Here is an 11639-nt window from a genome sequence, read left to right on the forward strand (position 1 = left end):
ATTTCTTAAAAAAGTTTTCCACAACTGTGAAGTCTAAATGCCGAATTTGTCTATAATCATACTTTAAACAGTTTAAACCTATTTTTTATAGAAAGAGTACAAAAAGTGCCCAAATTTTGATTTTAGGCACATTTACCTAAATTTGGAATATACCAAATCCAAATATATGTATCAATTAACAATACCTGCCGACCAAGTAAATGAAACATTAAGCAAGCACATTTTAGCCGATGGTTTCGATTTAACTTACGATATGGAAAAAAGCCATGGCGCTTATATTTACGATTCGAAATACAACAGAACCTTACTAGATTTTTTTACTTGTTTTGCATCCGTTCCGCTAGGATATAACCATCCTAAAATGGTTAATGATGAAAGCTTTAAGAAAAATTTGTTAAACGCTGCAATTGCTAATCCTTCAAACTCCGATGTTTACACCCAGCAATACGCTCAGTTTGTAGATACATTTTCAAAAGTTGGTATACCTGATTATTTACCACATGCCTTTTTTATTGCAGGTGGTGCGCTAGCTGTAGAAAATGCAATTAAAGTTGCTATGGATTGGAAAGTTCAAAAGAATTTTGAGAAAGGCTATACTGAAGAAAAAGGGTTTAAGGTTTTGCACTTTGAAAAGGCTTTTCATGGTAGAAGTGGTTATACCTTAAGCTTAACCAATACCTTACCAGATAAAACTAAGTGGTTTGCTAAGTTTGATTGGCCAAGAGTAAGCACGCCTCAGGTTAAATTCCCTTTGGAAGGCGAAAATTTAAACCATGCCATACAAACCGAAGAAGCATCAATAGCGCAAATTAAGCAGGCATTTGCCGACAATAAGGATGATATTTGTGCAATTATAATAGAACCAATTCAAAGTGAAGGTGGTGATAACCATTTGCGTGAAGAATTTTTAATTCAGTTAAAAACCCTCGCAGATGAAAATGATGCTTTTTTAATTTATGATGAAGTACAAACCGGTGTGGGTTTAACTGGCAAGTTTTGGTGCCATCAACATTATAGTGAAGCTGCAAGACCAGATATAGTGGCTTTTGGAAAGAAAATGCAGGTTTGCGGCATCTTGGTTGGCGATAAAGTAAATCAAATCCAAAATAATGTATTTAAAGTACCTAGCCGTATAAATTCTACCTGGGGTGGCAATTTAGTTGATATGGTTCGCTCAACACAGATATTACAAATTGTAGAGGAAGATAAACTTTGTGAAAATGCAACCAAACAAGGTAATTACTTAAAAAACCAATTAGCAGGTTTAGCCCAAAAATTTGATAAGATGAGTAATGTGCGTGGTAGGGGTTTACTTTGCTCTTTCGATTTCCCAAATAAAGATATGCGTAATGCATTTATTGCCAAAGGAATTGAACAAAATGTGATGTTTTTAGGTTGCGGAGATAAAACCATTCGCTTTCGCCCGGCGCTTTGCATAGAGCAAAAACATATTGACGAGGGATTGACCGTTATGGAAAAAATATTGCCTTTATTGTAGGCATGAATAAAAAAATCTTCTCCTATATCTTAACAATCGGCATTTTAGCATTGGTTGCTTTTATGATTAAAGGTACTTTTAACCAGCCTGGCATAGCCGATATGAAGGCTGGTTTTAAAGAAATTGTAAAATATAGGAATGCTAATAATACAGGTCCGGTGCAACGCATTTATGTTGTAACCGTAAAGGATTCTATTTGGAAAGAAATTGAAGATTATGGAAATTTCATGCCTCACACCAAATACGGAAACACAAAAGTTTATTTCTTTATGGAAGGCAAAAATATCCCTTCGGCATTGCAGCCGGGTGATGTAAATTTTGATACAGCATATAACAGTTATTGTATTGGTTTATATGAGAAAAGCGCAATGAGCCAAACTGTATTTAATAAGTATCCGTTTAAGTAGCCTGAAATTTAATTCAGTTTTTTTTACATGCCTGAACGCATTGTAAGCCGTTGTTTATAAACCTGGTAGTAGCGGCAGCCCCCGATTTTTTCTATCGGGGCTATAGCGAATAACAGGACCGCTGAAAGCTAAGAATTACTGGACGTTCATTTTCAAATTATTGTGCATCATAATTATTTAAAAAACGCTCCATCCTTAAGGCACCCCTCTAAAAGAGTGGAATTACACATCACTTATTCGAAGCAAACAATCTTTACTTCTAGCCTTTATCTTTACGGCTTTAAGCATCCAATCTCAATACTCAATACTAAATACTGAATACTAATTTTATAATAACCTAAAAATCAGCAACATTTATTAAAAAAATCTTTTCTATTAATTAAAAAAGTTTTACCTTTGCAGTCCCTAAATAGGGAAAAAAGGAGATAATTAATTAATGGCTAAAAAACAAGTAGCAGAAAAAGAATTAGCAGCTAAAACAGCTGAGCTTCAGGGAGAAGGCGGACGCCTGACTGAAAAAGAAACCATTGAATCAGAAGCTGATTCAGTTTCGATCGAATCGATCAAATCATCATTAGCAACACCAACAGAAGATTTTGATTGGGATGCAGATGAAAAAGTTTTCGGTAATTACAATGATGCAGACCGTAAGAAGTTTGAAGATATGTATGCTGGAACATTTAATCAAATCACTAAAGGTGAAATCATTAGCGGTATTGTTGTTTCAATTAACAACAAAGATGTAGTATTAAACGTTGGTTTTAAATCAGATGGTTTAGTTTCTACTTCAGAGTTCCGTGATACACCAGATTTAAAAATCGGCGATTCAGTTGACGTTTTCGTTGAAGCACCAGAAGATGCTAACGGTCAGTTGATCCTTTCTCGTAAAAGAGCTAAAACTCAAAGATCTTGGGAAGCTATTAACGAGGCTCTTGAAAATGATAGAATCATCAACGGTTTCGTTAAGAGCCGTACTAAAGGTGGTTTAATTGTTGATATCATGGGTGTTGAGGCTTTCTTACCAGGTTCTCAAATTGATATTAAACCTATCCGCGATTACGATGTATACGTGGGTAAAACAATGGAATTTAAAGTTGTTAAAATTAACCATGAGTTTAAAAACGTAGTTGTTTCTCATAAAGTGTTAATTGAAGACGATTTAGAATCACAAAAAGTTGAAATCGTTTCTAAATTAGAAAAAGGTCAAGTATTAGAAGGTACTGTTAAAAACATTACAGATTTCGGTGTGTTCATCGATTTAGGTGGTGTTGATGGTTTACTTCACATTACTGATATTTCTTGGGGCCGCATAGAGCATCCGAAAGAAGTTTTATCATTAGATGAAAAAATCAACGTTGTTGTTTTAGATTTCGATGATGAGAAAAAACGTATCGCTTTAGGCTTAAAACAATTAACGGCTCACCCTTGGGAAAACTTAAACGCTGACATTCAAGTTGGTTCTAAAGTTAAAGGAAAAATCGTAACTGTTGCAGATTACGGTGCTTTCTTAGAAATCATCCCGGGTGTTGAAGGTTTAATCCACGTTTCTGAAATGAGCTGGTCGCAAAACTTAAGAAATCCACAAGAATTCTTAAAAGTTGGTGACGAAATCGAAGCTGAAGTTTTAACTTTAGATAGAGACGAGCGCAAAATGAGCTTAGGTATTAAACAATTATCTAACGACCCATGGCAAGAAGTTGCTGCTAAATTCCCAGTTGGAAGCAAGCACAAAGCAACAGTTAAAAACATGACTAACTTCGGCGTTTTCGTTGAAATTGAAGAAGGAATTGATGGTTTAATCCACATTTCTGACTTATCATGGTCTAAAAAAATCAACCACCCTAACGAATTCACTAAAGTTGGTGATGTATTAGACGTTGTTGTTTTAGAATTAGATGTTGATAACCGTAAGTTAAGCTTAGGTCACAAACAATTAGAAGAAAACCCTTGGGATACTTTCGAAACTATCTTTACTTTAGATTCAGTACACCAAGGAACAGTTGTTAAAGTAACTGATAAAGGTGCTGTTATTGCTTTACCATACGGTGTAGAAGGTTTCGTGCCAACTAAACACATGGTTAAAGAAGATGGTACTTCGGTTAAAGCAGAAGAAACTAACGACTTCAAAATCATCGAGTTTAACAAAGAAGCTAAACGCATCGTTGTATCTCACGCTCGTATTTGGGAAGAAGTTAAAGCTGAAGCTGTAGCAGAAGAAAGAAATGCTAAGAAAAAAGAAGCAAAAGCTGCTGTGACTGCTGTTAAGAAAGTTAAAGATTCTGTAGAGAAATCTACATTAGGAGATTTAGACGTATTAGCACAATTGAAATCGCAATTAGAAGGCGAAGAAAGCAAAGCTAAAAAAGGCTAGTTCTTTTTAACTGAATATATAAATCCCGATAGCGAAAGTTATCGGGATTTTTTTTGTGTTATTTTTTTTTGCCACGGATACACGGAATACAGGGAACTTCACAAGGTCTTCATTGCGAGGAGGCTTTTTAGCCGATAGCTTGCCCCGACACTTCGGGGAAGCATTCTCATTTTACCTCACCCTGTGAAAGTTAACAGTATATATTTTTTAATCGCCATCCCTCTCCTTGAAGAGAGGGAAATAAAGTGAAGTGGGTTTAACCCATTTTGCTTTTCACTGCCCACAAATCCCTCTCTTCAAGGAGAGGGAAAGTAGTTGCAGCGTATCACTACTAACGCTAATGGGGTGATGTTTTATAGAGTCGATTGATTTTTAAGCGAATACCTCACCCTGTGAAAGTTAGAAGTATATATGCTTTTGTAGCTATCCCTCTCCTTAAAGAGAGGGAAATAATGTGAAGTGGGTTTAACGCATTTTGCTTTTCACAGCCCACAAAATCCCTCTCTTTAAGGAGAGGGAAAGTAGTAACGGTGTTTTAGTACTTACTTTAATAGAGTGAGTTTTATAGAGTCGATTGATTTTTAAGCTAATACCTCACCCTGTGAAAGCTTGAAGTATTTATGCTATTGTAGCTATCCCTCTCCTTGAAGAGAGGGAAATAAAGTGATGTGGGTTTAACCCATTTTGATTGTCACAGCCAGTAAAATCCCTCTCGTTAAAGAGAGGGAAAGTAGTTGCAGCGTTTCACTACTAACGCTAATAGGGTGAGGTTTTATAGAGTCGATTGATTTTTAAGCAAATACCTCACCCTGTGAAAGCTTGAAGTATTTATGCTATTGTAGATATCCCTCTCCTTAAAGAGAGGGAAATAATGTGAAGTGGATTTAACCCATTTTGCTTTTCACAGCCAACAAATCCCTCTCTTCAAGGAGAGGGAAAGTAGTTGCCGAGCTCTACTCCTAACTTTAATAGGGTGAGGTTTTTGAAAACGAAAACAAGCAATAATCGTTCACTCCTGCCCCGCTGTCCGTTCAATCTTTTTGGCGAACTGTCATGCTGAGCTTGTCGAAGCACCTAACCAAAAAGGATTTACCTCCCATCGGGTTTATGTAACATCATTAATTCGTTCTAGCAAACCATTTCCTATCATCCGCCTATTATTACTACTTTTGAAATGAAATCGACTAATTATGAAAAATCTTTTAATCTTACTTTTAGTAGTAACATTTGGCCTAAAAATTTCTGCCCAGGAAGTAAATATTATTCCACAGCCAGTTAAGCTTGAAGTGAAAACAAAAGAATTACCTTTTACAATAGATACTGCAACAGTTATCTATACAAATGATACTTTAGCTAATTCCTCGATAGCATTTTTTCAAAATTACCTTCATCAGAACTACAATTTTCAACTTAAAACAACTACAATTCCAGATGTAAATCGAACCAATGTGATAAACTTAATAATTGCTGAAAAAACTTCAAATCGAAATGAATATAATCTAACTGTTAGCGACAAATCGACAACTATTAGTTCATTATCAGATACAGCTGTTTTTCAAGGCATTCAAACCCTAATTCAACTTTTGCCAACATCAAAATCTGCTTCACTCCAAATTCCTGCAGTTTCAATTATCGATTACCCCCGCTTCGATTACCGTGGAATGCACCTCGACGTAAGTCGCCATTTTTTTGAAGTAGATTTTGTTAAACAATACATCGATTATTTAGCTTTACATAAAATGAATTATTTCCATTGGCATTTAACTGATGACCATGGCTGGAGAATCGAAATCAAAAAATACCCGAAACTTACTGAAATTGGCGCCTGGCGAAACGGCAGCATAATTGGCTTGTGGCCTGGAAAAGGTAATGAAAATATAAAATATCAGGTTTTACCGACAGAAGTTAAGATAATGCCGAAAGATGCAATTATTAAAACAGACGGCATTAAACATGGTGGGTATTATACTCAAGAGCAAATTAAAGATGTTATCGATTATGCAGCCAAACGTTACATTACCGTTATTCCGGAAATTGAAATGCCTGCACATAGCATGGCTTTGCTCGCCGCTTACCCCGAATTAGGAACAGAACCCAACAAAAAATATGCGGTAGCCGAAACCTGGGGTATGATGAATAAATACAATAACGTATTGCAAGCATCTGATACAACCTTTAAATTCTTAGAAAATGTACTTTCAGAAGTAATGGATTTATTTCCATCTCAATACGTGCACATTGGTGGAGATGAAGCCTCAAAAATATGGTGGAAAAAATCAACCGTTTCACAGCAGATAATGAAGGCTAACGGACTTAAAAATGAAAGTGAGCTACAAAGCTATTTCATCCAAAGGATAGAAAAATTTGTAAATAGTAAAGGCAAAACCATCATCGGTTGGAATGAAATTTTACAGGGCGGCTTAGCTCCAAATGCAGTTGTTATGAGTTGGCAAGGCGAAAAGGGAGGTATCGAAGCTGCAAAGCAAAACCATAAAGCCATCATGACACCAGAAAACATTATGTATTTTAACCATGCTCAATTTGTTAAAGAAGATAGTTTAACTGCAAGCAAAGTATCGCCATTGGTTGATGTTTACAATTATGAGCCCATTCCAAAAGAATTAACACCAGAGCAAGGAAAAAATATTTGGGGCGGACAAGGCTGTTTATGGAGCGAATACATCACCACTCCTTCCAAAGTTCAATATTTGCTCTTCCCACGATTAGATGCATTAAGCGAAATTTTATGGAGCCCAATAGATAAAAGGAACTATATCGATTTTCAAAAAAGGCTTAAAACGCAATTTAAACGATATGATTTAATGAACATCACCTACTCAAAACGATATCTGGAAAATTAATTTTCAAATCTTGTAATTTTTTGAAATAACACCCTACTAACTGCTCAAATAAATTTAAAATGTTATGGATAGCAGGAATTCAAAATTTGGCTTAGCAGGTTTTTTAATTATAGTAGCCAGTCTTCAAACAACACAGTTTTATGTTAAGTATTTTCTTTTAACAATGGCTGCTATATTTTTAATTAGAGATATTATTCGTTACCAAAAAGAATTTAAAGCCAATCGTTTTAAAAAATAAACAACAGGATGATTGAAAATTCTTTTCTGCAAAAGGTAGAGGAACACAAAGGAATTATTTACAAAATGATAAATCTATACGCCGATGATGATGAAGATCGGAAAGATTTATATCAAGAAATTATATTCCAAAGCTGGAGCGCTTATGCTCGGTTTAAAGGAGATGCTAAATTTTCTACCTGGCTTTACAAAATTAGCTTAAACGTTTCCCTCTCCTTTTTAAGTAAAAAGAAAAAACAAAACCACATAACTACAATTAATCCAGATGATTATCGTTTTGAATCTCCTGAATTATCCGAGCGGGCAGATTGGCTTTATCGCTGCATCAGAAAACTTACAGATGTTGATAGAAGTATAATTATGCTGCATTTAGATGGCTTTGACAATACCGAAATTAGCGAAATGATTGGCTTATCTCGCAACAATACAAATGTTAAACTTCATCGCATCAAACAACAATTGGCTTCACTTTTAACAGGAAAGTAAAATGAATTTAGACCAAGAATGGCAAAACTTAAGTGCCGAGCTAAATACAAAAGCTGAGCAAATAGATATTACTAAATTTACTATCGACAAAGAATCGCACACGCTGCTGCAAGATTTATTATTTAAATTAAAATGGAAACTGAGATGGATTCGAATAATCGATATTCCGCTTTTAGTATTCGCATTCATCGTAAAAGGTGATTTAAAATTCCTGCTGATTTTTATATTCCTCACTTATGAAATATCAAGGGCTTTTGGAATGATAAAGTTTAGTAAAATTAAAACAGGAATTGATTATAATGCAAACACAAAAGATGTTCTAATCAATAATTATAATACAATAAAAGAAATTTTAAGAGGCGAAACCGTTTTTGGCTATATATTTTTACCACTTGCTGGTCCTATAGGTTTATTTGCTTATAAATTATTTGTTCACCAATCTTTTAAACAAGTAATTAGCCAACCAAATATTTGGTATCAATTTTTAGCAGTGGCTTTAATTGGAATACCATTTATTTTTATTGCCAGCAAAATGAATGATAGCATTTTCAAAAAGCCGCTAAATGAACTTAAAAACAAAATAGCAGAGCTTTCCTAATCGTAAAATTTACTTTTTAATTCTGGCGATGGCACCCAGCAACTTTCTTGCTTACCCCACCACTTATAGCGGTTTTTTGCAATAATATCGTAAAACCAATCGCGTATAAATTTTGGGATAATGATAAAACCATAAAGCAGTGGCCAAAGTCCGTTTAGTTTTTTTGCAACCCGCAAAGCGGATGATGATTTAGTGTAAAGCTTACCATTTTCAAGTAATAATGTAGAATTTAAAATTTCTGGATTCACCGCAAATTTAGGTAAAACTGTCCTGGCGTAATTCCCCTGCAAAGCCGTAAACTTAAAATAATTCTTTTTATCATGTTCTATTACAAACTGAACTGATGCATTACATAAATTACAAATGCCATCGAAAAAGATTACCGGTTGCGTTTCCATTATTTTAAAGTTAAACAATTATTGCATGACCAGAGGTGTTACCATTCAGCTTAACAAAATAATAGAAGAATTGCTTTACATTAAACAATAAATGGACTAATTTTAATTATAACAAAAGATTGAAAAATGTACATTTCTATAAATAACGAATTGTTTTCAGAGGCTGATGCAAAAATTTCTGTATCAGATTTATCAGTGCAAAGAGGTTTTGGGATTTTCGATTTTTTGCAAACGATAAACAATCACCCTGTTTTTTTGAATGATTACTTAAATCGTTTTTTTAATTCGGTTAAAGAAATGAATATGTATCCTAATTTTGATAGGAACCAAATCCGGGAAGCTGTTTTTGCCTTAATAAATAAAAATAACATCCCCAATTCGGGCATAAAAATAATATTAACCGGTGGATATGCTGAGGATGGTTATACGATGACAAAACCAAATTTAATTATTATTCAAACGCCATTAAACATTATTGAAAACCCAACCAAGCCAATAAAATTAGTTAGCTATAACCACCAAAGGCAATTACCACAAGTTAAAACTATTGATTATTTACAAGCCATAAGGTTGCAAGGTTTTATAAAAGAAAATAATGCTGATGATTTATTATACCACAATAATGGCTTGGTAAGAGAATGCCCGAGGGCAAATATTTTTATGGTTAACGATACGGAAATTATTACTGCAAAAACAGAAATTTTGGGTGGAATAACCCGAAGTAAAATTTTAAGGATGGAAATTGAAGCCTATACCGTTATTGAAAAAGATTTTACATTGGATGAGATGTATGCTGCAAAAGAGGTTTTTATAACCAGCTCTACCAAAAATGTATGGCCGGTTTCTTTTATTGATGGGAAGCAAATTGGAGATGGAAACCATCAGATTGCAAAAAGCTTGAACAATAAATTATTGAATCTTATTAATGTCGATGTAAATTCGGAAGTGGTTGCGTAGGCTTTTAGTCGCTCATTATATTACAGATTTTGCCAATTAAACCGGATGGAAACGGCAGCCCCGAGTGACCGGACCTGAGCTATGGGAAACGAGGGCTACAGTGTACAGCCGGAAGAAACATAAACAGAGGCTACAAACCTCGCTTTTCGAAAGAAAATATAACAATTTAGCTATCAAACGATTCAACAATTTCCTCAAGAACTTTTAACTTTCTACTTTTAACTTTCTACTTTTTCTCTATATTTGCCCAATCCTTCTTCAATGCAAAAGAAAACACTTCTTGACGGACAAAAAATTCAGATTACAATTAAGAGGCTTTGCCATCAATTAATTGAAAACCACGACGATTTCTCGAATACCGTTTTAATTGGCATTCAGCCTAGAGGTCCTTTTTTAGCCGACAGGATTCAGGATGAGCTACAAACCATTTTAAAGAAAAAGAAAATTTTAAAGGGAAACCTTGATATTACCTTTTTTAGAGATGATTTTCGTAGAAAAGATGGTTTGGTAACGGCCAACAGCAATTCAATAGATTTTATTATCGAAGGCAAAAAAGTTATTTTAATTGACGACGTACTTTGGACCGGAAGAACGATTAGAGCTGCACTTGATGCTTTATTGGCCTACGGCAGACCCGAAAAGGTTGAATTACTTGTTTTAATTGACAGAAGATTTAGCAGGCATTTACCAATTGAACCCGATTACATTGGTTTACAGGTAGATAGCGTAAGCGCACAGCATGTTAAGGTTACCTGGGCAAGCGAAGGTGGAGAAGACAAAGTTATATTATTATCAGATAAGCAATAGCAGAAAATGGCAGCAGACAAACTATCAACCCGACATCTTTTAGGTATTAAAGATATTAACCGGAATGATATCGAATTAATTTTCGAAACTGCAGATAATTTTAAAGAAGTGATAAACAGACCGATAAAAAGGGTCCCATCGCTTAGGGATATTACTATTGCCAATATTTTCTTCGAAAACTCTACCAGAACAAAACTATCTTTTGAACTTGCCGAAAAAAGGCTTTCTGCCGATGTGGTAAATTTTGCAGCGTTGTCATCATCGGTAAGTAAAGGCGAAACTTTAATAGATACTGTTAACAATATCTTATCAATGAAGGTTGACATGGTGGTAATGCGCCATCCTTATGCAGGCGCTGGTCAGTTTTTAAGCAAACATGTTAAAGCACAAATTGTAAATGCCGGCGATGGCGCACATGAACACCCAACGCAAGCGTTATTAGATGCTTTTTCAATTCGTGAGAAACTTGGTGATGTTGCCGGAAAAAAAGTAGTTATTGTTGGTGATATTTTACATTCGAGAGTTGCAATTTCTAACATATTGTGTTTACAGCGTTTAGGTGCAGAAGTTATGGTTTGTGGCCCAACTACGCTTATACCAAAACACATTCATCAACTTGGCGTTAAGGTAGAGCATAACCTTATTAAAGCTTTAAATTGGTGCGATGTGGCAAATATGCTGCGCATTCAGTTAGAGCGTCAGGATATTAAATACTTTCCATCGCTTAGAGAATATGCCATGATGTATGGCTTAAATAAACAGATTTTAGATAATCTGGACAAAGAAATTATCGTTATGCATCCAGGTCCTATTAATCGCGGCGTGGAAATTACCAGCGATGTTGCCGACAGCAAGCAATCTATCATTTTAGATCAGGTAGAGAACGGAGTTGCTGTTAGAATGGCTGTATTGTACTTGCTGGCTAGCCAAGGTTAATCTTTTGTTTTATTAATATTAGTTATCGAACTGTTAACTAATTACCAAATGCAACAATCAAAGCATTTAACTGATTGGCAAGA

General features: G+C 34.9%; 11 protein-coding genes. 10 read left to right on the forward strand and 1 reads right to left on the reverse strand.

Going from position 1 to position 11639, the window contains the following annotated elements; translation table 11 throughout:
- The first annotated feature begins 166 nt into the window (after positions 1-166).
- The 7 genes from lat (at position 167) to LUA90_RS15690 (ending at position 8458) form a co-directional block, all read left to right on the forward strand.
- Positions 167-1498 carry an L-lysine 6-transaminase gene (lat, locus tag LUA90_RS15660; protein WP_231491590.1) on the forward strand — a complete coding sequence of 444 codons (1332 nt, stop codon included), beginning with the start codon at positions 167-169 and terminating at the stop codon, positions 1496-1498.
- 2 nt (positions 1499-1500) lie between these two features.
- Positions 1501-1905 carry a hypothetical protein gene (locus LUA90_RS15665; protein ID WP_231491591.1) on the forward strand — a complete coding sequence of 135 codons (405 nt, stop codon included), beginning with the start codon at positions 1501-1503 and terminating at the stop codon, positions 1903-1905.
- Positions 1906-2341: 436 nt separating this feature from the next.
- Positions 2342-4276, forward strand: coding sequence for a 30S ribosomal protein S1 (rpsA, locus tag LUA90_RS15670; RefSeq protein ID WP_231464899.1), 1935 nt, complete (start codon positions 2342-2344; stop codon positions 4274-4276).
- A gap of 1190 nt (positions 4277-5466) precedes the next feature.
- Positions 5467-7137: a beta-N-acetylhexosaminidase gene (locus LUA90_RS15675; RefSeq protein WP_231491593.1), complete on the forward strand. Its 1671-nt coding sequence runs from the start codon at positions 5467-5469 to the stop codon at positions 7135-7137.
- Between the two features lie 64 nt (positions 7138-7201).
- A complete protein-coding gene (locus LUA90_RS15680) occupies positions 7202-7375 on the forward strand; it encodes a hypothetical protein (RefSeq protein ID WP_231464895.1) in 174 nt (57 codons plus the stop codon).
- An 8-nt stretch (positions 7376-7383) separates the two neighbouring features.
- Positions 7384-7860, forward strand: coding sequence for an RNA polymerase sigma factor (locus tag LUA90_RS15685; protein ID WP_231491595.1), 477 nt, complete (start codon positions 7384-7386; stop codon positions 7858-7860).
- A 1-nt stretch (position 7861) separates the two neighbouring features.
- Positions 7862-8458, forward strand: a complete 597-nt coding sequence (locus LUA90_RS15690) for a hypothetical protein (protein WP_231491597.1) — start codon at positions 7862-7864, stop codon at positions 8456-8458.
- Here the strand turns inward: LUA90_RS15690 and LUA90_RS15695 are convergent.
- Complete coding sequence (locus LUA90_RS15695) at positions 8455-8856, reverse strand: thiol-disulfide oxidoreductase DCC family protein (RefSeq protein ID WP_231491599.1); 402 nt, start codon at positions 8854-8856, stop codon at positions 8455-8457. The two genes, LUA90_RS15690 and LUA90_RS15695, sit on opposite strands and share 4 nt — an antisense overlap.
- Before the next feature lie 126 nt (positions 8857-8982).
- Between LUA90_RS15695 and LUA90_RS15700 the strand changes: the two genes are divergently transcribed.
- The 3 genes from LUA90_RS15700 (at position 8983) to LUA90_RS15710 (ending at position 11556) form a co-directional block, all read left to right on the forward strand.
- Positions 8983-9813 (forward strand): aminotransferase class IV, encoded by an 831-nt coding sequence (locus LUA90_RS15700; RefSeq protein ID WP_231491600.1) that lies wholly within the window; start codon positions 8983-8985, stop codon positions 9811-9813.
- Positions 9814-10074: 261 nt separating this feature from the next.
- Positions 10075-10620: a bifunctional pyr operon transcriptional regulator/uracil phosphoribosyltransferase PyrR gene (pyrR, locus tag LUA90_RS15705; protein ID WP_231464886.1), complete on the forward strand. Its 546-nt coding sequence runs from the start codon at positions 10075-10077 to the stop codon at positions 10618-10620.
- A gap of 6 nt (positions 10621-10626) precedes the next feature.
- The gene (locus LUA90_RS15710; protein WP_231491602.1) at positions 10627-11556 is read left to right on the forward strand and encodes an aspartate carbamoyltransferase catalytic subunit; all 930 of its coding nucleotides are present in this window, start codon (positions 10627-10629) and stop codon (positions 11554-11556) included.
- Positions 11557-11639 lie beyond the last annotated feature (83 nt).

Source organism: Pedobacter sp. Leaf170, assembly GCF_920984665.1.
Classification (GTDB): Bacteria; Bacteroidota; Bacteroidia; order Sphingobacteriales; family Sphingobacteriaceae; genus Pedobacter.

What these genes read in the sequence shown, in the direction of transcription:
- lat (WP_231491590.1), top strand. Translation starts at nt 167, where the DNA reads ATGTATCAATTAACAATACCTGCCGACCAAGTAAATGAAACATTAAGC.
- LUA90_RS15665 (WP_231491591.1), top strand. Translation starts at nt 1,501, where the DNA reads ATGAATAAAAAAATCTTCTCCTATATCTTAACAATCGGCATTTTAGCA.
- rpsA (WP_231464899.1), top strand. Translation starts at nt 2,342, where the DNA reads ATGGCTAAAAAACAAGTAGCAGAAAAAGAATTAGCAGCTAAAACAGCT.
- LUA90_RS15675 (WP_231491593.1), top strand. Translation starts at nt 5,467, where the DNA reads ATGAAAAATCTTTTAATCTTACTTTTAGTAGTAACATTTGGCCTAAAA.
- LUA90_RS15680 (WP_231464895.1), top strand. Translation starts at nt 7,202, where the DNA reads ATGGATAGCAGGAATTCAAAATTTGGCTTAGCAGGTTTTTTAATTATA.
- LUA90_RS15685 (WP_231491595.1), top strand. Translation starts at nt 7,384, where the DNA reads ATGATTGAAAATTCTTTTCTGCAAAAGGTAGAGGAACACAAAGGAATT.
- LUA90_RS15690 (WP_231491597.1), top strand. Translation starts at nt 7,862, where the DNA reads ATGAATTTAGACCAAGAATGGCAAAACTTAAGTGCCGAGCTAAATACA.
- LUA90_RS15695 (WP_231491599.1), bottom strand. Translation starts at nt 8,856, where the DNA reads ATGGAAACGCAACCGGTAATCTTTTTCGATGGCATTTGTAATTTATGT.
- LUA90_RS15700 (WP_231491600.1), top strand. Translation starts at nt 8,983, where the DNA reads ATGTACATTTCTATAAATAACGAATTGTTTTCAGAGGCTGATGCAAAA.
- pyrR (WP_231464886.1), top strand. Translation starts at nt 10,075, where the DNA reads ATGCAAAAGAAAACACTTCTTGACGGACAAAAAATTCAGATTACAATT.
- LUA90_RS15710 (WP_231491602.1), top strand. Translation starts at nt 10,627, where the DNA reads ATGGCAGCAGACAAACTATCAACCCGACATCTTTTAGGTATTAAAGAT.